Origin of the sequence: Solicola agrisoli (assembly GCF_049059935.1) — a bacterium.
Lineage (GTDB): Bacteria > Actinomycetota > Actinomycetes > Propionibacteriales > Nocardioidaceae > JAURVT01.
Genome location: NZ_JBMGQR010000012.1, coordinates 1 through 18,627 on the forward strand (window position 1 = coordinate 1; position 18,627 = coordinate 18,627).

The 18,627-nt window shown below is 73.4% G+C and carries 19 protein-coding genes and 1 riboswitch; of the genes, 10 read left to right on the top strand and 9 right to left on the bottom strand.

Annotated features, from left to right (window positions below; all coding sequences use genetic code 11):
• A partial coding sequence (locus tag ACI6PP_RS06510; protein ID WP_421110103.1) for a citrate synthase occupies positions 1–1,153 on the top strand: 1,153 nt, incomplete at its 5' end.
• Between the two features lie 72 nt (positions 1,154–1,225).
• Here the strand turns inward: ACI6PP_RS06510 and ACI6PP_RS06515 are convergent.
• Positions 1,226–3,061 (bottom strand): carboxypeptidase regulatory-like domain-containing protein, encoded by a 1,836-nt coding sequence (locus tag ACI6PP_RS06515; RefSeq protein ID WP_421110104.1) that lies wholly within the window; start codon positions 3,059–3,061, stop codon positions 1,226–1,228.
• Positions 3,062–3,253: 192 nt separating this feature from the next.
• Here ACI6PP_RS06515 and ACI6PP_RS06520 point away from each other — a divergent pair, with 192 nt between their 5' ends.
• From ACI6PP_RS06520 to ACI6PP_RS06535, 4 genes are read left to right on the top strand one after another with little or no spacing between them, the layout of a single operon-like run.
• The gene (locus tag ACI6PP_RS06520) at positions 3,254–3,994 is read left to right on the top strand and encodes an enoyl-CoA hydratase/isomerase family protein (RefSeq protein ID WP_421110106.1); all 741 of its coding nucleotides are present in this window, start codon (positions 3,254–3,256) and stop codon (positions 3,992–3,994) included.
• Positions 3,995–3,997: 3 nt separating this feature from the next.
• Entirely contained in the window at positions 3,998–5,467 is a 1,470-nt protein-coding gene (locus ACI6PP_RS06525; protein WP_421110108.1) for an AMP-binding protein, read from the top strand.
• Positions 5,464–7,098: an amidohydrolase gene (locus tag ACI6PP_RS06530; protein WP_421110110.1), complete on the top strand. Its 1,635-nt coding sequence runs from the start codon at positions 5,464–5,466 to the stop codon at positions 7,096–7,098. The genes ACI6PP_RS06525 and ACI6PP_RS06530 overlap by 4 nt, the downstream gene beginning before the upstream one ends.
• Positions 7,095–7,694: a GNAT family N-acetyltransferase gene (locus ACI6PP_RS06535; RefSeq protein ID WP_421110112.1), complete on the top strand. Its 600-nt coding sequence runs from the start codon at positions 7,095–7,097 to the stop codon at positions 7,692–7,694. The genes ACI6PP_RS06530 and ACI6PP_RS06535 overlap by 4 nt, the downstream gene beginning before the upstream one ends.
• Before the next feature lie 13 nt (positions 7,695–7,707).
• Here ACI6PP_RS06535 and ACI6PP_RS06540 read toward each other — a convergent pair whose 3' ends face one another.
• From ACI6PP_RS06540 to ACI6PP_RS06550, 3 genes are all read right to left on the bottom strand, one after another.
• Complete coding sequence (locus ACI6PP_RS06540) at positions 7,708–8,709, bottom strand: Gfo/Idh/MocA family protein (RefSeq protein ID WP_421110114.1); 1,002 nt, start codon at positions 8,707–8,709, stop codon at positions 7,708–7,710.
• A gap of 125 nt (positions 8,710–8,834) precedes the next feature.
• The gene (locus ACI6PP_RS06545) at positions 8,835–10,511 is read right to left on the bottom strand and encodes an ABC-F family ATP-binding cassette domain-containing protein (RefSeq protein ID WP_421110115.1); all 1,677 of its coding nucleotides are present in this window, start codon (positions 10,509–10,511) and stop codon (positions 8,835–8,837) included.
• Between the two features lie 28 nt (positions 10,512–10,539).
• A complete protein-coding gene (locus ACI6PP_RS06550; protein WP_421110117.1) occupies positions 10,540–11,763 on the bottom strand; it encodes a purple acid phosphatase family protein in 1,224 nt (407 codons plus the stop codon).
• Between the two features lie 66 nt (positions 11,764–11,829).
• Here ACI6PP_RS06550 and truA point away from each other — a divergent pair, with 66 nt between their 5' ends.
• The 4 genes from truA to ACI6PP_RS06570 all read left to right on the top strand — a co-directional run bounded on the left by truA (position 11,830) and on the right by ACI6PP_RS06570 (position 13,975).
• On the top strand, positions 11,830–12,645 hold the full coding sequence (truA, locus tag ACI6PP_RS06555; RefSeq protein WP_421110119.1) for a tRNA pseudouridine(38-40) synthase TruA: 816 nt from the start codon (positions 11,830–11,832) through the stop codon (positions 12,643–12,645).
• A gap of 201 nt (positions 12,646–12,846) precedes the next feature.
• Positions 12,847–13,029: a PspC domain-containing protein gene (locus ACI6PP_RS06560; protein WP_421110121.1), complete on the top strand. Its 183-nt coding sequence runs from the start codon at positions 12,847–12,849 to the stop codon at positions 13,027–13,029.
• A gap of 5 nt (positions 13,030–13,034) precedes the next feature.
• A complete protein-coding gene (locus tag ACI6PP_RS06565; RefSeq protein ID WP_421110123.1) occupies positions 13,035–13,376 on the top strand; it encodes an MmcQ/YjbR family DNA-binding protein in 342 nt (113 codons plus the stop codon).
• Positions 13,373–13,975, top strand: a complete 603-nt coding sequence (locus ACI6PP_RS06570) for a class I SAM-dependent methyltransferase (RefSeq protein ID WP_421110124.1) — start codon at positions 13,373–13,375, stop codon at positions 13,973–13,975. The genes ACI6PP_RS06565 and ACI6PP_RS06570 overlap by 4 nt, the downstream gene beginning before the upstream one ends.
• 111 nt (positions 13,976–14,086) lie before the next feature.
• Here the strand turns inward: ACI6PP_RS06570 and ACI6PP_RS06575 are convergent, their stop codons facing one another.
• Together ACI6PP_RS06575 and ACI6PP_RS06580 are read right to left on the bottom strand one after the other, a co-directional pair.
• Positions 14,087–14,524: a protein-tyrosine phosphatase family protein gene (locus tag ACI6PP_RS06575; RefSeq protein WP_421110125.1), complete on the bottom strand. Its 438-nt coding sequence runs from the start codon at positions 14,522–14,524 to the stop codon at positions 14,087–14,089.
• Between the two features lie 113 nt (positions 14,525–14,637).
• Positions 14,638–15,537 (bottom strand): LysR family transcriptional regulator, encoded by a 900-nt coding sequence (locus ACI6PP_RS06580; RefSeq protein ID WP_421110127.1) that lies wholly within the window; start codon positions 15,535–15,537, stop codon positions 14,638–14,640.
• Positions 15,538–15,632: 95 nt separating this feature from the next.
• Between ACI6PP_RS06580 and ACI6PP_RS06585 the strand changes: the two genes are divergently transcribed.
• Complete coding sequence (locus ACI6PP_RS06585; protein WP_421110129.1) at positions 15,633–16,544, top strand: EamA family transporter; 912 nt, start codon at positions 15,633–15,635, stop codon at positions 16,542–16,544.
• A gap of 66 nt (positions 16,545–16,610) precedes the next feature.
• Here the strand turns inward: ACI6PP_RS06585 and ACI6PP_RS06590 are convergent, their stop codons facing one another.
• The 3 genes from ACI6PP_RS06590 to thrC form a co-directional block, all read right to left on the bottom strand.
• Positions 16,611–16,811, bottom strand: coding sequence for a cold-shock protein (locus tag ACI6PP_RS06590; RefSeq protein WP_421110130.1), 201 nt, complete (start codon positions 16,809–16,811; stop codon positions 16,611–16,613).
• A 73-nt stretch (positions 16,812–16,884) separates the two neighbouring features.
• Positions 16,885–17,160: a MoaD/ThiS family protein gene (locus ACI6PP_RS06595; protein ID WP_421110132.1), complete on the bottom strand. Its 276-nt coding sequence runs from the start codon at positions 17,158–17,160 to the stop codon at positions 16,885–16,887.
• Between the two features lie 12 nt (positions 17,161–17,172).
• Entirely contained in the window at positions 17,173–18,447 is a 1,275-nt protein-coding gene (thrC, locus tag ACI6PP_RS06600) for a threonine synthase (RefSeq protein WP_421110134.1), read from the bottom strand.
• A 9-nt stretch (positions 18,448–18,456) separates the two neighbouring features.
• A riboswitch (SAM riboswitch) is annotated at positions 18,457–18,599 on the bottom strand.
• Positions 18,600–18,627 lie beyond the last annotated feature (28 nt).

Consider the following 18,627-nt stretch of genomic DNA (forward strand, 5'->3'; position numbering starts at 1 on the left):
CCCGGGGTTCACCAACACCGCGTCCTGCCGCAGCGCCGTGACGTACATCGACGGCGAGAAGGGGATCCTGGAGTACCGGGGCTACCCGATCGAGCAGCTGGCCGAGAAGTCGAACTTCCTCGAGGTCGCCTACCTGCTCATCCACGGCGAGCTGCCCACGGCCGACCAGTACGGCCAGTGGGAGCACGACATCACCTTCCACACCTTCGTGCACGAGAACATCAAGTCGCTCATGCAGGGCTTCCGCTACGACGCGCACCCCATGGGCATGCTGCTGTCGGCGGTCGGCGGGCTGTCGACGTTCTACCCCGAGGCCAGCAACATCTCCGACCCCGAGGTCCGCAACCTGCAGATCGTGCGGATGATCGCCAAGATGCCGACGCTCGGCGCCTGGGCCTTCCGTCACGCGCAGGGCAAGCCGTACGTCTACCCCGACAACGACCTCGGGTACGCCGAGAACTTCCTGGCGATGCTGTTCAAGATGAGCGAGCCCAAGTACGTCGCCGACCCGCGGCTGGTCAAGGCGCTCGAGGTGCTGTTCATCCTGCACGCCGACCACGAGCAGAACTGCTCCACCAACGCGGTGCGGTCCATCGGCTCCAGCCAGGTCGACCCGTACTCGGCGGTCTCCGGCGGCATCGCCGCGCTCTACGGCCCGCTGCACGGCGGCGCCAACGAGGCCGTCCTGCGGATGCTGCGACGCATCGGCGACGTCAGCAACGTCCCGTCGTTCATCGAGGGCGTGAAGAAGGGCGACGAGCGCCTGATGGGCTTCGGCCACCGGGTCTACAAGAACTTCGACCCGCGCGCCACCATCATCAAGAAGGCCTGCGACGACGTCTTCGAGGTCACCGGGGTCAACCCGCTGCTCAAGATCGCCGTCGAGCTGGAGAAGGTGGCGCTCGAGGACGACTACTTCGTCTCGCGCAAGCTCTACCCGAACGTCGACTTCTACTCGGGCCTGATCTACGAGGCGCTGCAGTTCCCGCCCGAGATGTTCACGGTGCTGTTCGGCATCCCGCGCACCGCGGGCTGGCTGGCGCAGTGGCTCGAGCTGGTCGACGACAAGGACCAGAAGATCGCCCGTCCCAAGCAGATCTACACCGGCGGACGCACGCTCGACTTCGTCGGGCGCGAGGAGCGCTGGGCCTGAGGCCCAGCCCCACCACGGCACGCACGACGGCCGGCGACGCACCTCGCGTCGCCGGCCGTCGTGCGTCCGGGCTCAGTACCGCTCGGTCCTCGCGTGGCTGGGCAGGACCGACGTCTGGCCGCTGTACCTCACCAGCACCTTGTGCCGGCGGACGGTGGAGCGGGCGAGCCGCACCTCCGCCACGCCGCCACGGACGGCGATCGTCCGGGTCAGGTCCCTGCCGCCGACCCGCAGCCGCAGCGTGCCCGACGGGCTCGCGACGCCCGGCGCCGTGACCTGGACGCGCACCACCGCGGTCGTCCTGTTCGCGCGGACGACCCGTGCCGTCGTGGTCGACTGTGCCGAGATGCGCATCGCCTTCGGTGAGACGCTGCTGCGCGTCACCGCCCCCGGCGCCGATGCGAGCACCCGGACCGTCAGCGTCTTGCCGGTGTCGGCCGAGGTGGGCGTGTAGGTCTTCGCGGTGGCCCCCGGGATGGCGACGCCGTTGCGCAACCACTGGTAGCTCAGGCTCAGGTCGAGCCCCTGCCAGGCACCCGGGGCGGCGGTCAGCGTGAACCCGACGACGGCCGGGCCGGCGTAGGTCGGTGCGGTGACCGGCACGATCCGGCTGAGCGTCGCCGCGACGTAGCTGGTGCCGCTGCCGACGGCGACCTGGACGGCCGTCGAGGGGTAGGCGCCTCCGGCGCGCTTGGCGTCGCCGTCGGCGAGGAACACCGTGACGGTTCCGGTCGCGACCCCCTTGACCTCGACCTTGCCGGACGCGTCGGTCACCGCCCCGGTGAGGAGCGTGTTGCCGGTCTTGACGTTGACGGCGACGCCGGCGATGGCCGAGCGGCTGTAGGCGTCGGTGACCTGCACGGCGACCTTGCCGCTGACCGGCACCGGAGTGGTGGGCGCCGGTGTGGTCGGAGCGGGCTTCGTCGGGGCCGGCGTCGTCGGGGCCGGCATGGTCGGCGCGGGCGTCGTCGGAGCCGGCGTGGTCGGAGCCGGCGTCGTCGGAGCCGGGGTCGTCGGCGCGGGCGTGGTCGGAGCCGGAGTGGTCGGAGCCGGAGTGGTCGGAGCCGGGGCGGTCGGGGCCGGAGCCGGAGTGGTCGGCGCAGGCGTCGTCGGGGCCGGGGTGGTCGGCGCGGGCGTCGTCGGCGCAGGCGTCGTCGGAGCCGGCGTCGTCGGCGCAGGCGTCGTCGGGGCCGGGGTGGTCGGTGCGGGTGTCGTGGGCGCCGGGGTCGTGGGGGACGGCGACGGAGATGGGGTCGGCGACGGGGTCGGCGTCGGATCGGTCGCGGAGGTCCTGATGTCGGCGTTCACCGCGGCCGAGCCGACGGTGACGTCCGTGCTGCCGATCGACGCACCACTGGCGTTGAGGACGGTGAGGCGGTAGCCGCCTGCGGCCATCAGGGGCATCGAGTAGCTGCTCGACGTGGTCGACACCGACGCGTACGGCTGCGTGCGGTCGGTCGTGGCGCGCACGGTGTAGCGACCTGCGGGGAGCGCCGCACCCGAGGTGCTGCGGAGCGTGCCGCTCACCGTCGTGCCCGCGCCGATCACGGTGTCGAAGTCGGTCGGCCCCGGCGTCACCGTGGTGGACGCGCTGCAGCTGACGGCGTCCCGGTAGAGCTCGGGCGCCATCGACGGGTGCCTCGTCTCGAGCTTGTAGGAGCCGAGGTCGAGGAACACGCCCCACTCGCCGTCGGAGTCGGTGGTGAGCTCGTCGATCACGCTGGAGCAGGACGTGTCGAGGATGCGGACCGTCGCGCCGACGACGGGCTTGCCCGCCGCGTCGCGCACGGTGCCGGCCAGGGTGTCGCCGGCGGCCATGGCGGGCGCGACGAGCAGACCGGTGACGACCGCACCGGCCGCCGCGACCACGGCGACGCCTGCCAGACTCCTGTGCAACGACCTGCTCATGGGGCATCCTCGATCTAGTCCAGATGAAGTAGGTCTCATCAGTTTGGAGTAGACACCGGGAGACGACGTGACGATCCGTCGGAATGACCCGAAGGGACTACGCCCAGACCGGACATTCCCGCCGAGCCGGGCCTCGACGGCGCCTCGACCAGGGCTCTCGGTGCGGGTGCGGTCCTGTAGTAGCGTCACCGCGTGAGCGCCGTCGAGTACACCCACGAGGCGGGGATCGCCCGCATCCACCTGAATCGTCCCGACCGTCTGAACGCGGTGGTGCCGGCCCTGGTCGACGGTCTGCTCGACGCGTTCGACCGGGCCTCCGCCGACGGCGCACGGGTGGTCGTCCTCGCCGGGCGCGGCCGGGCGTTCTGCTCGGGCTACGACCTCAAGGAGCCCGACCTCGACGAGACGGCGCTCCAGACGCGCGCGCGGGTCGAGCGCATCCAGGACGTCACCCGGGCGTTCCGCCGCTTCCCCGGCATCGTGGTCGGCGCCGTGCACGGCTACGCGCTCGGCGCCGGTGCGGAGTTCGCGCTCGGCTGCGACCTGGTGGTCGCCTCCGAGGACGCCCAGCTCGGCTTCCCCGAGGTCGGCGTGGGCCTGAGCGTCACCGGCGGCATCTCCCAGCTGCTCCCCCTCGTCGTCGGACCGATGCGCGCCAAGGAGCTGCTGCTGCTCGGCGAGCGCGTCGACGCCGAGCGCGCGCGGGAGATGGGGCTGGTGAACCGCGTCGTGCCGCAGGGCACCCACGAGGACCACGCGCTCGAGCTGGCGCGGCGCGTCACCGAGCGGCCCGCGCTCGCCACGGCCATCGCCAAGCAGACGATCGACCGCGGCGTCGACGCCACGCTCGACCAGGCGCTCGCCCACGAGGTCGAGCACGCGCTGCTCACCCGCGCCGCCAACGAGCGCGACGTGTTCGCTCCCGGGGACTGAACCGTGCCCACCGTCGTCGAGGCGCTCGACCGCGCCGCGTCCTCCTGGCCCGACCGCGTCGCCTGGCGCTTCGACCCCGGCCGCACCCTGACGTTCACCGAGGTCGCCCGCGACGTCGGGCGCCTGGCCGCGGCGCTCGCGGCCGACGGCGTCGGGCCGGGCGACCGGGTGGCCGTCCTGCTGCCCAACCGGGCCGAGCACCCCCTCACCTGGCTCGCGCTGATGCGGCTCGGGGCGGCGATGGTGCCGGTCAACGTCCGCTACCGCAGCGCCGACGCCGCGCACGTCCTCACGCTGACGGGCGCCACGCGCGTCGTCACCGACGCCGGCAGTCGCGGCGTGCTCGACGAGCTCGACGCCCCGCCGCGCGTGCTGCTCGTCGACGACCTGCTCGCCGCCGGTGCGCCTCCTGCTCCCGTCGCCGTGCCCGACGAGGCAGCCGTCGTCAACGTGCAGATGACCTCGGGCACCACCGGCCGTCCCAAGGGGTGCCTGCTGACGCACCGCTACTGGGCCACGATCGGGCAGGGCATGGTCGACGAGTTCCCCCACCTCGGGCCCGACGACGTGATGCTCACCGCGCAGCCGTTCTCGTACATCGACCCGCAGTGGAACCTCGTCGCCGCGCTCCTCGCCGGCGCCGAGCTGGTGGTGCTCGACGGGTTCCACCCGAGCACCTTCTGGGAGCGCGTCCGCGCGCACGGCGTCACGTACTTCTACTGCCTGGCCGCGATGCCGACGCTGCTGCTGCGCCAGCCACCCGACCCCGCCGACCAGCAGCACCGCGTCCGTGCCGTCCAGTGCTCGGCCATCCCGCCGGCCCTGCACGCCGAGATCGAGGAGCGCTGGGGCGTCCCGTGGTTCGAGGCGTTCGGCATGACCGAGACGGGCGCCGACCTCCGGGTCACCCCGCTCGACCACGACGAGCTCGTCGGCAGCGGCTGCGTCGGCGCGCCCACCGCCTACCGCGAGGCCCGCGTCGACCCCGCCACGGGCGAGCTGCAGCTGCGCGGCGCCGGGATGATGGACGGCTACCTCGACGACCCCGCCGCCACCGAGGCGGCCTTCGTCGACGGCTGGTTCCGCACCGGCGACCTCGCCCGCCTCGACGACGAGGGCCGCGTGTACCTCGTCGGACGGCTCAAGGACATGATCCGGCGCAGCGGCGAGAACGTGGCCGCGCGCGAGGTCGAGGAGGTGCTGCTCACCCACACGTCGGTGCGCCTGGTCGCCGTCACCGGCATGCCCGACGAGATCCGCGGCGAGGAGGTGCGCGCGTGGGTCGTGGCCGAGGGCGACGTCGACGCCGCCGCGCTCTCCGCGCACTGCGCCGAGCGGCTCGCCCGCTTCAAGGTGCCGCGCTACTGGTCGTTCCACGACGACCTCCCGCGCACGCCGTCCGAGCGGGTGGAGAAGCGCCGCCTGGCCGACCTGACGGCCGACGTCGTCGACCTCGCGGCGGCTCGCGCGTGACCGACCTGCTGCTCACCGGCGCCCGGTTCCTGACGATGGACCCGCGGCAGCCGGTCGCGCGCGCGGTGTCGGTCACCGGCGACCGCGTCGTCGCCGTCCACGACGACCCCTCGCCCGACGTGCGCGCGCTGCGCACCGTCGACCTCGGCGGCTCGACGGTCGTCCCGGGCCTGTCCGACGCGCACAACCACATGGCGTGGTTCGGGATGAACCTGCTCGAGATCGACCTCGGCACCCCGCCCGTCCGCAGCCTCGACGACGTGTACGCGGCCGTCGCCGGGCGGGCCGCGGCGTCGGCGCCCGACGCGTGGGTCGTGGGCGCGGGCTACGACCAGAACAAGATCGGCGGCCACCCCGACCGCGACCGCCTCGACGCCGTCGCCGGCGGGCGGCCGGTCTGGCTCAAGCACACCAGCGGCCACATGTGCCAGGTCAACACCGCGGTCCTGGAGCTGCTCGGCCTCGCCGACGCGGGCCGCGACGTCCCCGGCGGTGCCGTGGTGGTCGACGAGCACGGCCGCCCGACCGGGCTGATGCAGGAGCGCGCGCAGTCGCTGGTCTCCGACCTGGTCCTCCCCCACCGCCTCGACGACCTCGTCGACGCGGTCGAGCGTGCCGGCCTGCGCTACCTGTCCGAGGGGCTGACCAGCGTCACCGAGGCCGGCATCGGCGGCGGGTGGATCGGCCGGTCCCCCGTCGAGCTGGACGCCTACCAGCGCGCCCGCGAGCAGGGCCGTCTGCCGGTGCGCGTCGAGCTGATGGTGGCCCACGACGCGCTGCACCCGCTGCCGGCGCACGACGACGACCACCTGCGCCTCGGCCTCGACCTCGGCGTCCGTACCGGCCTCGGCGACGACTGGCTGCGCATCGGACCGGCCAAGGTGTTCAGCGACGGCTCGCTGATCGGCCGCACGTCGGCGATGTGCGACGACTTCGCCGACCTGCCCGGCGAGCGCGGCTTCCTGCAGGACGACGCCGACGCCCTGCACCGGCGCATCGTCGACCTCCACGTGTCGGGCTGGCGGGTGGCCGCGCACGCCATCGGCGACGCCGCCATCGACCTCGTGCTCGGCGCCTACGCCGAGGCGCAGCGGGTGCTCCCCCGCGCCGACGTGCGTCACCGCATCGAGCACTTCGGCGTCGCCCGCGACGACCAGGTCGCCCGGGCCGCCGAGCTCGGCGTGGTGCCGGTGCCGCAGGGCAGGTTCGTCAACGAGATCGGCGACGGCATGCTGACGGCGCTCGGCCCCGAGCGCGTGCCGTGGGCCTACCGCTCGCGCTCGATCCTCGACGCCGGCCTGTGCCTGCCGGGCAGCTCGGACCGGCCCGTCGTCGACGGTGCCCCGCTGCTTGGCGTGCACGACCTCGTCAACCGGCGGACGTCCTCGGGTGCCCCGTTCGCGCCCCACGAGGCGCTGACCGCGCACGAGGCCCTGCACGCGTTCACGATGGGCTCGGCGCACGCCGGCCACCGTGAGCGCACCAGCGGCTCGATCACCCCCGGCAAGCTCGCCGACCTCACCGTCCTCGACGCCGACCCCACCGCCGTCGATCCCGACACCATCGCCGGCATCGGCGTGCGCGCGACGTACGTCGGTGGCCGGCTCGCCTTCGAGAGAGGACCGTCGTGACCGACGCCCTGGCCCCCGTGGAGACCCTCGACACCGCCGGGCAGGAGGCCGTCCGCGCGATCTACGAGGCGGGCTTCCCGCCCGCTCACTACTCCTCGTGGGAGTCGGTGACGAGCGCGCGCACCGCCGGCGAGGAGGCGCTCGTCTTCACCGCCGACGGCACCCCGCTCGGGTTCGTGCTCGTGCGCTCGCTGGTGCCCACGGACCGGCTGTTCCTGCGGTACCTCGTCGTCGACGAGGCCCGCCGCGGCGAGGGCGTCGGCGGCCGGGTCTGGCAGCACCTGCGCGACCACGGACGTCGCCTCGACGCGTCCGTGCTGGTGTGGGACGTCGAGCACCCCGACGAGCCGGGCACCGACCCGTCCGAGGCCGACGTGCGGCGCCGGCGCATCGGGTTCTACGAGCGCCTCGGCGGCGTCGTCCTGCCCGTCGACGACTACACGAACCCCTCGCTCACCGACGACGGCGTCGACGTCGAGAGGCCCATGCTCCTGCTGGCCACGTCGTTGGGCGACGACCCGGCCGTCCCCACCGACGACGCCGCCTGGGTGGACGGCGTCGTCCGCGACGTCCAGACGTACCGCTGGGGCCGCTAGCCGGCCTTGACGGTCACAGCGTCGTGCGCGGGCGCAGCGGCATGTCGGCGGCGGTGTAGACGGCGTCGATCAGCTCGGCCTGCGCGATCGCGTCGTCGGCGTCGGGCCCGATCGGCGTCCCGTCGCGCAGCAGCGCCGCCAGCGCGTCGAGCTGGTAGGCGTACGTCGAGCGGGTGCCGAGCCGCTCGGTGCGCTCGCCGTCGGCGGTGGTGACGACGACGCGGTCGTCCTGCTGCGGCAGCACGTACGCGGGCGCGTGGAGGGTTCCCGCGTCGCCGGTGAGGGTGAGGCTGAAGTCGACGTCGTCGTGGCCCATCGAGCTCAGGACGGTGGCCGCGACCCCGCCGGGCAGGGTGAGGTCGACGTCGACGGCCGCGTCGACGCGCGGGTCGTCGTCGCCGCCGGTGCCGCGGGCGGCGACGACCTCGACGGTGCCGCCGAGCACACCGGCGATCGTCCGCGCGGCGTTCAGGCCGTAGCAGCCGACGTCCATCAGCGAGCCGCCCGCGAGGTCGAACGACCAGCGCGGGTCGCCTGCGTCCGGCGGAGGCATGCGCATGGAGACGTCGAGGCGCTGCAGGGTGCCGAGCTCGCCGCTCGTCAGGACCTCGAGCACGCGTCGCATCACCGGGTGGTGCAGGTAGTGGAAGGCCTCGACGACCTGCACGCCCGCGGCCGCGGCGGCGTCGCGCACCTCGCGCGCCTCGGCCGCGTCGGACGTGGACGGCTTCTCGGTGAGCACGTGCTTGCCGGCGGCCACCGCGCGCAGGTTCCACGGCCCGTGCAGGCCGTTGGGCAGCGGGTTGTAGACCACCTCGACCTCGGCGTCGGCGAGCACGTCGCCGTAGGAGTCGACCACCCGCTCGACGCCGTGGTCGGAGGCGAACGTCTCGGCCCGCGACCGGTCGCGGGCGGCCACGACGACCAGACGGTGCCCGGCCTCCGCCGCTGCCTTGCCGATGGCGTTCTCGCTGATCCGGGCGGCGCCGAGGACGCCGATGCGCAGGGGTTCCATCCCCCGATCCTGCCAGGTCGGGCGGGGACCAAATACCACGTGAACGTGGTAACTGAGCCCGAGCACGGTAGATCTACCGTGCTTCGACCCAGGTACCACGTGAACGTGGTGATTGGTCGTCCCGGTCAGCGGGCGCGGGAGACGCGCGACTCGTCCCAGACGGGGGTGTCGGACTCGTAGACCGAGCCGTCGGAGCCGTAGACGAGGAAGCGGTCGAACCCGCGGGCGAACCAGCGGTCGTGGGTGACGGCGACGACCGTGCCGTCGAACGACGCCAGGCCCTCCTCCAGCGCCTCCGCGGACTGGACGTCGAGGTTGTCGGTGGGCTCGTCGAGCAGCAGCAGGGTGGCACCGGACAGCTCGAGCAGCAGGATCTGGAAGCGTGCCTGCTGCCCGCCCGACAGCTGCTCGAACGCCTGCTCGGCGGCGTGCGCGAGCTCGTACCGGTCGAGGGTGCGGGCCGCCTTCTCGCGGTCCATCCCGGCGCGGTGGTCGTCGCCGCGGCCGAGCACCTGCAGCAGCGTGCGTCCGACCAGCTCGGGGTGGTCGTGCACCTGGTCGAACCAGCCCGGACGCACGCGCGCGCCGAGCTTGGCGCGGCCCGTGTGGCGCACGGGGTCCATCGGACGCTCGCCCACGGGCTGGTGCTCGACGTCGGGGTCGCTGCCGCCGGCGGCGAGCAGGCGCAGGAAGTGCGACTTGCCCGACCCGTTCGAGCCGAGCACGGCCACGCGCTCGCCGTACCAGAGCTCGAGGTCGAAGGGCTTCATCAGGCCGGTGAGCTCGAGGTCCTCGCAGACGACGGCACGCTTGCCCGTCCGGCCACCCGTCAGGCGCATGACGACGTTCTGCTCGCGCGGCACGGCCTGCGGCGGACCGGCCTCCTCGAACTTGGCCAGCCGCGTCTTGGCCGCCTGGTAGCGGCTGGCGAGCCCGTCGTTGTAGGCCGCCTTGTTCTTGTACATGAGCATCAGCTCGCGCAGCTTGACGTGCTCCTCGTCCCAACGCCGGCGCAGCTCCTCGAACCGCTCGAAGCGGGCCTTGCGCGCGTCGTGGTACGACCCGAAGCCGCCGGGGTGCACCCACAGCGAGTTGCCCGCGGCACCGAGCTCGACGGTCGCGACGCGCGTCGCGGTGTTGGCCAGCAGCTCACGGTCGTGGCTGACGTACAGGACGGTCTTGGGCGACGCGGCGAGGCGCTCCTCGAGCCAGCGCTTGCCGGGCACGTCGAGGAAGTTGTCGGGCTCGTCGAGCAGCAGCACCTCGTCGGGCCCGCGCAGCAGCGCCTCGAGGACGAGCCGCTTCTGCTCGCCGCCCGACAACGTGTCGAGGTCGCGGAACCGCGCGCGGTCGAAGCCGACGCCGAGGGCCTCGGTGCAGCAGGCGTCCCACATCACCTCGGTGTCGTAGCCGCCCGCGTCGGCGTACTCGGCGAGGAGCGTGGCGTAGCGCATCTGGGTGCGCTCGTCGTCGGTCTCCATGAGCGCGAGCTCGACCTCGTCGACGGCGGCCGCCGCGGCGCGCACCCGCGGCGGGGCGACCGACAGCAGCAGGTCACGGACGTCCTGGCTGCCGCGTCCGACCACCTGGCGCATGACGCCGAGCCCGCCCGAGCGCGTCACGGTGCCGGCGTGCGGCGCCAGCTCGCCGGTGACGATGCGCAGGAGCGTCGTCTTGCCCGCGCCGTTGGAGCCGACGAGCGCGACCTTGGCGCCGTCGCCGACCCGCAGCCCGACGTCGTCGAGCAGCACCCGGCCGTCCGGCAGCTCGTAGCGGATGCCGCTCAGCTCGACGTGACCCATGGGTCCGAGTCTCCCGGACCCATGGGCGTCAGCGCACCTGCTTTGCGTGCCCGTCGTCGGTGATCCGCACCTCGTCGAGCACCTGGCCGACGCCACGACTGGTGGTCGATCCCTTGCCCTTGGCGCTCACGACGGCGCGGAACGTCAGGGTGCTGCCCGAGACGGTCACGGTGCCGTAGGTGGACGTCCGGTCCGCCGCGACCTTGCGGACGGCTCCGTTGCGGGTGAAGTCGTTGGCCGACGCCGGGGCCAGCGGGTAGTACTTGGGCCCGGAGTTCATCGTCACGTACTGCGGGCCGTCGGGGCGGACGTACCCGCGCGTGTAGACGTGGTCGTGGCCGGTGAGCACGAGGTCGACGTCCCTCCGCTCAAGGATCGGGCCCCAGGCCCTGCGCACGGACGGGTCCACGCGGTCGCCGCGTCCGGCGTACACCGGCTGGTGGAAGGCGACGACCGTCCAGCGCGACGGGTTGGTGCGGGCCGCGAGGTCGAGGAAGGCGGTCTGCTCCTTCAGCTTGCGGTTGCCGTCGAGGACGATGACGCGCACGCCCTGGTAGTCGGTCCAGTACCAGGTGCTGCCCTGGCCCTTCACGCCGTTGCGCGCGCCCTCGGTGTGCGCGCGGTGGGCCTTTGCGGTGCGGTCGGCGCGGTACTCGTGGTTGCCGGCGACGGCCACCAGCGGCACCCGGCTGACGCGCGGGCCGAGCGCGTCGAACGCCTGGTCCCACTGCGCGTCCGACGACGGGGTGTTGACGAGGTCGCCGAGCTGCAGGACGAAGCGGGCGCGCGGCTCGTCGGCGAACGCCCGCCGGGTGACGGCGGTGAGCGAGCTGCGGATCGACTTCTGCGCGTCACCGAGCACCACGAACGAGTAGGGGGCGGCGTCGGCCCGGGCCGTGGTGAAGGTGCGCACCGGGCTCCAGCCGCGCCTGCTGCCGACCTTGTAGCGATACGCCGTGCCGGCACGCAGACCCGTCACCGTGACGCTCAGGTGGCGGGCGCTGCCGATGCGTCGCGTCTTGGTGGAGCGCACGCTGCGGGTGCCGCCGGGCCCGGCGACCACCACCCGACCGGCCCTCGCGCTGGTGCGCCACGTGAACGTCTGCGAGGTCGCCGGTGCCGCGGTGGGGCTCAGGACGACGCGGTCGGGGTGGACCCGGGGGCGCACGGCCTGCGAGGGGGCGGCCACCAGCGCGGCGGGGACGGCCGCGGCGAGCAGGCCGACGACGACGGCGCGCAGGGGATGCTTCACCCGACGACGGTAGCAACGCCGCGTCCGGTTCGTCCCGACCTTGCGGGATCGCCTAGGTTGACGGGCGTGCGCTGGCGACTCGACGTGTCCTACGACGGTGCCGGGTTCCACGGCTGGGCCACGCAGCCCGGCCTGCGCACCGTCCAGGAGACGATCGAGGACGCGTTGGCGATGGTGCTGCGCCTGCCCGAGCCGGCCCGTCTGACGTGCGCCGGCCGCACCGACACCGGCGTCCACGCGCGGGGACAGGTGGTGCACGTCGACCTGGACGCCCTGGACGAGCAGCCCGAGCCCGAGCGCCTGCTGCGTCGCCTCGCCCGCGTGCTGCCGCCCGACGTCCGCGTGCGCGCCGTCCGGCACGCCGCACCGGGCTTCGACGCCCGCTTCTCCGCGCTCCGGCGCCGCTACGCGTACCGGATCTGCGACACCACCGCCGGCCCCGACCCCCTCGTCCGCGCGCACGTCGTCGACCACCGCCGCCCACTCGACGTCGACGCCATGGACGCCGCCGGCGCCCACCTCCTCGGCGAGCACGACTTCGCCTCGTTCTGCAAGCGGCGCGAGGGCGCGACGACGGTGCGCCGGCTGCTGCGGCTGTCGACCGTCCGCCGCCCCGACGACGTCCTCGAGACCACCGTCGTCGCCGACGCGTTCTGCCACTCGATGGTCCGCTCGCTGATGGGCGCGCTGGTCGCCGTCGGCGAGGGACGCTTCGAGCCCGCCTGGGCCGCCGAGGTGCTCGCCGGCCGCACCCGCGCCCCGCAGGTCACCGTGATGCCCGCGCACGGCCTCACGCTCGAGGAGGTCGTCTACCCCTCGGACGCCGACCTCGCCTCCCGCGCCCACGAGACCCGTCGCCGACGCGACGAGCCGCCCGCCTGACCCTCGGCCCACACCTGCCGCCCGCTCCCTCCCCCGCCCGCCGAGTGGCGCAGAACCGGGCCGACACGCCGACGAGGACCCCGATCCTGCGCCACTCGGGCACAGGCTTGCGCCACTCGACGCGAACGCGCGGCGGCGTGTGTGGAGCCGTCCGGCAGACTGGTCGTCCCGATCCCGATGCAGAAGGCAAGGTGCTTCACGATGCCCGCAGGTCTCGTCCGTCCCCGTCGCAAGGTCATCGCCGGCGTCTGTGCCGGGCTCGCGCAGCGCTTCGGCCTGTCGCCGACGCTGGTGCGCGTCGCGTTCGTCCTCAGCTGCGTGCTGCCCGGGCCGCAGTTCGTGGTCTACCTGATCCTCTGGCTGATCATGCCCAAGGAGAAGTGAGGCCGATGGCCACCTGGGAGGACGTCGTCGCGCACGCGTCCGCCCTGCCCGGCGCCGAGGTGTCCACCTGGTACCGGACGCCGGCCGTGAAGGTCGGCGGCAAGGGCTTCGTCCGCCTCCGCGACGAGGCGGACGGGGCCCTGGTGGTGCTGTGCGGGCTCGCCGAGAAGGAGGCGCTGCTCGCGTCGGGCGACCCCGCGTTCTTCACCACCGCCCACTACGACGGCCACGGCTCGGTGCTCGTCCACCTCGACCGCGTCGACGACGCGCAGCTGCGCGAGCTGGTCACCGAGGCGTGGCGGACGCGCGCCCCGGCACGGGTGCGCCAGGAGCTGGACGACGCGTGAGCGGCCACTACTTCGACGCCGAGCCGGGGGTCGCCGACCGTCGCGCCACGATCGACACGCACGTGTGGGGGCGCGACCTGGCGTTCACCACCGCCAGCGGCGTGTTCTCGCGCGACGGCCTCGACAAGGCCACCGACGTGCTGCTGCGCGCGAGCGCTCCCCCGACGCAGGCCCGGACGCTGCTCGACCTCGGCTGCGGCTGGGGGCCGATCGCGTGCGCGGTGGCGGTCGCGTCACCGTCCACCACCGTGTGGGCCGTCGACACCAACGAGCGCGCCCGCGAGCTCACGTCGGCCAACGCCGAGGCGCACGGCGTCGCCGACCGGGTGCGCGTCGCCGCGCCCGACGAGGTGCCGCCCGACGTCGTGTTCGACGCCCTGTGGTCCAACCCGCCCATCCGCATCGGCAAGGCGGCGCTGCACGACCTCCTGCTCACCTGGCTCCCCCGTCTCGCCCCGGACGGCCACGCGCGCCTGGTGGTCGGCAAGAACCTCGGGGCCGACTCGCTCCAGCGCTGGCTCGGCGAGCAGGGCTGGCCCACCGACCGCGAGACCAGCCAGAAGGGGTTCCGCGTACTCGTGACGCGTCGCGCGTCCTGACCCGGTGACGGATTCCCAGGTATACCTGGGAATCCGCGCCCGCCACGGAGAACTTCCCGGGTACCGGGACAGATCTCCGTGCCCAGTGGGGCGCGTGGGACGAGCGCGACGTCAGACGCGCCCCGCCGCGAACCGGTGCACCCACCGACGCTGCCCGGGCGTCTCGACGGCGCGCGGGTCGTGGCCGTCGCGGACGAGCGCGACCGCGTCGTCGGGTCCCAGCCCGTCGAGCACGGCCAGGCAGGCGAGCGCCGTCCCCGTCCGTCCCCGGCCTCCCGGGCACGCCACCTCGACCCGCTCGTGCGCCGACCGCGTCCACGCCTCGGTGAGCGCCACGCGCGCGTCGGCGGCGTCGAGCGGCACCCAGAAGTCGGGCCACCGCACCCATCGGTGGCTCCACGGGACGGCCGGCGGACGCGTCCACCCGAGGTAGAGGCCGTGCTCGGGCCGATGGCCGCCGGGCACCGGTCGTCGCAGCGACCGCCCGCGCACCACGCGTCCCGACGGCAGCGCGAGCGCGCCCTCGTCGGAGCCCGGACGCCACGTCATGCCCCCATCCTGCGGTCCCACCCGTCCCACCTCCCCTGGTTTCCCGACGACACCCCGGAAAGTTCTCCGTGGTCCCGACGGTTTCCCAGGTGAACCTGGGAAACCGTCAGACCTCAGGCGTGGCGGGCGACGTGGGTGTCGGCGCAGGTGCGGAGGAGGTCGGTGACGCGGCGGACGGCGAGGCGCTCGGCCCGGTCGGGGCGCGAGAGGGCGACGACGTGGCGCCCGGCGCGCACCGAGCGCAGGGGCAGGAGGGCGAACGCGTCGGACGGGGCGGTGGTGAAGCGGGGCAGCAGGGCGATGCCGTGGCCCGCCGCGACGAGCGCCTCGGTGGCGCGGATGTCGCGCAGCCGCTGGACGACGCGCGGCACCTGGCCCGTCCGGCGCGCGAGGTCCTGCAGCACGGTGTCGAACGGGAAGCCCTGGGGCACGCCGATCCAGTCGTGATCCATCAGGTCCGCCGGACGGACGGCGTCGCGTCCGGCCAGCGGGTGGCCGAGCGGCACCGCGACGTCGAGCGGCTCGCGCATCAGCGGCGTGACGCGCACGCGCGGATCGGGAGCCGGCGGCGTCAGGCCGTGGTTGAGGACCACGTCGTGGTGGGCGACCATCGCGCCGATCGCGTGCTCGGGCGCGTCCTGGTCGGTGCACACCAGGTCGATGCCGGTGCCGTCGAGGTCGCGCAGCAGCGCGGGGAAGAACATCGCCGCGGCGCTCGGGAACGCCGCGAGCGTCACGGTGCCGACGGCCTCGCCGACGAACGCGTCCCACCGCGCCCGCACGCGCGCCACGCTGGACGCGACGTCGACCGCGCCGTCGGCCAGCAGCAGCCCGGCGTCGGTCAGTCGCAGCCCACGCCCGTCGGGCTCCACCAGGCTGACGCCGAGCTCGCGCTGCAGCGTCTTGAGCTGCTGGGACACCGCGGACGGCGTGCGGTGCTGCGCCGCGGCGACGGCCGCGATGCTGCCGCGGTCGGCCAGCTCGCGCACCAGCTCGAGGTGCCTGAGGTCCATCCCGGCAGCCTAGCGGCACCGTGAAGGTCACCTGAAGCATCACGTCACGACTATTCGCTTGTGCCGCACAGTGCGGCGCCACCAGGCTGGACCCCGTGAGCACCCGTGACCGCCTCCTCGCCGTGACGGTCGCCGTCGCGTGGGGGCTCAACTTCATCGCGATCGACCAGGCCCTGACGCACTTCCCGCCGTTCCTGCTCGTCGCCGTCCGGTTCACGCTGATGGCCGTGCCGACGATCCTGCTCGTGCCGTGGCCGCGGGTGCGATGGACGTGGTGGCTGCTCTACGGCCTCGGCTTCGGGGTCCTGCAGTTCGGCTTCCTGTTCGTCGCGCTCGAGTCCGGGATGCCCACCGGCCTGGCCTCGCTGGTGCTCCAGAGCTCGGCGCCGTTCACCGTGCTGCTCGGCGCGGCGTTCCTGGGCGAGCGGCTGAGCCGGCGGCAGTCGCTGGGCATCGTGGTCGCCGTCGTCGGCCTGGCCGTCGTCGGGCTGCACCGCACGCAGGCGGCCTCGTGGGTGCCGTTCGCGCTGACGCTGTGCGCCGGGCTCGGCTGGGCGCTGGGCAACATCGGCAGCCGGCAGGCGCGTCCCGAGCAGCCGATGCACCTCATGCTCTGGATGACGGTGGTGCCGCCGGTGCCCATGCTCGCGATGTCGTGGGTGTTCGAGGGCCGCGACGCGATCACGTCGAGCCTGTCGACGATGTTCACCGCCGACGCCCTGCCGGCCCTGCTCGGCGTGGCCTACATCGTGCTGATCGGGACGGTGCTCGGCTCGGGCATCTGGACGTCGCTGATGGCTCGGCACCCCTCGAGCGTCGTCGCCCCGTTCTCGATGCTCGTGCCCGTCGTCGGCATGACGGCCGCCGTGGTGCTGCTCGGCGAGCGCGTCGACGTGACCGAGGTGGCGGGCGCGGCACTCGTCGTCGCCGGCGTCGGATGGGCCTCGACGACGTCGCGACGACGGCGCGTCGCCCGCACCGGGCTGGAGGAGCCCGTCCGCGTCTGAGCAGACGAGGGCCCGGCCCCCCTGGGTGGGGAGCCGGGCCTCGTCAGGTCGGTTCGGGTCCGTGGATCAGACCGGGCTGACCTCGTGCGCCTCGCGGCCCTTGGGCCCGTCGACGACCTCGAAGTCGACGGCCTGGCCGTCCTCGAGGCTCTTGTAGCCGTCGGCCTTGATCTTGGACCAGTGGACGAACACGTCGTCCTGGCGCTCGACGGCGATGAAGCCGTAGCCCTTGTCTGCGTTGAACCACTTCACGGTGCCGCGCACCATATGCACTCCCGATGTCTGTGCGAGAGCCCACTGGGCCGGGCTCCCCTTGGTCGGCCCGACCCTATACGAGCGCTCAGCCCCCGGCCACCGCAGGAATGATCGAGATCTGAGTGTTCGCGGGGGTCTTGGTCGACAGGCCGTCGGCGAAGCGGACGTCCTCGTTGGCGACGTAGATGTTGACGAAGCGGCGCATCTTGCCCTCCTCGTCGACCACGCGGGCCTTGATGCCGGGGTGCGCCTGCTCGAGGGCGTCGAGCACCTCGTCGAGGGTCTCGCCCTCGACGGTGACCTCGTTGGCGCCGCCGGTGTAGGTGCGCAGGATGGTCGGGATGCGGACGGGGACGCTCATGGGGTGATCTCCTCAGACCAGGTTGGCGGCGGTGAACGCGGCGTACGAGGGCTCGATGGTCGCGTCCGGGCCCACCCGGTCGGCGATCGCGTCGAGCGTCTTGAGGCCGTCACCGGTGTTGAACACGACGGTCTCGGCCTCGGGGTCGAGCTGTCCGCTCGCGAGCAGCTTCTTCAGCGTGGCGACGGTGACGCCGCCGGCGGTCTCGGCGAACACGCCCTCGGTGCGGGCGAGCAGCTGGATGCCGTCGCGCACCTCCTCGTCGCTGACGTCCTCGACGGCACCGCCGGTGCGGCGGCAGGTGTCGAGCACGTACGGGCCGTCCGCGGGGTTGCCGATCGCGAGGGACTTGGCGATCGTGTCGGGCTTGACCGGGCGGACGACGTCGTGACCCTCGCGGAACGCGGCCGAGACGGGCGAGCAGCCGGTGGCCTGGGCGCCGAAGATCTTGTACGGCGTGGGCTCGACGAGGCCGGTGCTGCCGAGCTCGCCGAAGCCCTTGTCGACCTTGGTCAGCTGCGACCCGGACGCGACGGGGATGACGACCTGCTCGGGCAGGCGCCAGCCCAGCTGCTCGGCGACCTCGTAGCCGAGCGTCTTGGAGCCCTCGGCGTAGTACGGGCGGACGTTGACGTTGACGAACGCCCAGTCGTCCTCCTCGCCCGCGATCTCGCTGGCGAGCTTGTTGACGTCGTCGTAGTTGCCCTTGACGGCCACCAGGGTGCCGCCGTAGACGGCCGTGGTGAGGATCTTGGGGCGCTCGAGGTTGTCGGGGATGAACACGACGCTCTTGATGCCGGCGCGCGCGGCGGCCGCGGCGACGGCGTTGGCGAGGTTGCCCGTCGAGGGGCAGGCCAGCACCTTGAGCCCGAGCTCACGCGCGGCGGCCAGGGCGACGGCGACGACGCGGTCCTTGAACGAGTGCGTGGGGTTGCCCGAGTCGTCCTTGACCCACAGCGTCTTCATGCCGAGCTCGCGGGCCAGGTTGTCGGCCTTGATCAGACGCGTGTAGCCGGGCTCGATGTTGGGGATCGTCGCGATGTCGTCGCGGACCGGGAGCAGCGAGCGGTAGCGCCAGATGTTCTTCGGGCCGGCCTCGATCTGCTCGCGGGTGATGGCCGGGAGGTCGTACTGGACCTCGAGCGGCCCGAAGCACTCCATGCAGGCGTAGAACGGGCCGAGCTCCTGCCCGGCGCCACAGGCGCGACATCGCAGGCCGACGGCGTTGCCGAACGCCGGCAGGCCGGTGCCCGGGGTGGTGGGCAGGTCCAGGGTGGGTGCGCTCACGAGGCCTCCTCGTCATCTTCCCTGGGTGGCGACTCTCGCCCCAGGACGGAATTGGCACCATGACCAGCGGCGGCCTCGCGGTGTGCGAGATGACCGGTGGCAGGTTGCCGGGGCTTCAGCGGGCCGTGTCCCTCTGCCCCTCGTGATGAGCGACTTCAGCGTAGACAGCCGTCTCACATG

What these genes read in the sequence shown, in the direction of transcription:
- ACI6PP_RS06540 (WP_421110114.1), bottom strand. Translation starts at nt 8,709, where the DNA reads ATGGAACCCCTGCGCATCGGCGTCCTCGGCGCCGCCCGGATCAGCGAG.
- ACI6PP_RS06575 (WP_421110125.1), bottom strand. Translation starts at nt 14,524, where the DNA reads ATGACGTGGCGTCCGGGCTCCGACGAGGGCGCGCTCGCGCTGCCGTCG.
- ACI6PP_RS06590 (WP_421110130.1), bottom strand. Translation starts at nt 16,811, where the DNA reads ATGGTGCGCGGCACCGTGAAGTGGTTCAACGCAGACAAGGGCTACGGC.
- ACI6PP_RS06545 (WP_421110115.1), bottom strand. Translation starts at nt 10,511, where the DNA reads ATGGGTCACGTCGAGCTGAGCGGCATCCGCTACGAGCTGCCGGACGGC.
- ACI6PP_RS06515 (WP_421110104.1), bottom strand. Translation starts at nt 3,061, where the DNA reads ATGAGCAGGTCGTTGCACAGGAGTCTGGCAGGCGTCGCCGTGGTCGCG.
- ACI6PP_RS06565 (WP_421110123.1), top strand. Translation starts at nt 13,035, where the DNA reads ATGGCCACCTGGGAGGACGTCGTCGCGCACGCGTCCGCCCTGCCCGGC.
- ACI6PP_RS06595 (WP_421110132.1), bottom strand. Translation starts at nt 17,160, where the DNA reads ATGAGCGTCCCCGTCCGCATCCCGACCATCCTGCGCACCTACACCGGC.
- ACI6PP_RS06560 (WP_421110121.1), top strand. Translation starts at nt 12,847, where the DNA reads ATGCCCGCAGGTCTCGTCCGTCCCCGTCGCAAGGTCATCGCCGGCGTC.
- ACI6PP_RS06580 (WP_421110127.1), bottom strand. Translation starts at nt 15,537, where the DNA reads ATGGACCTCAGGCACCTCGAGCTGGTGCGCGAGCTGGCCGACCGCGGC.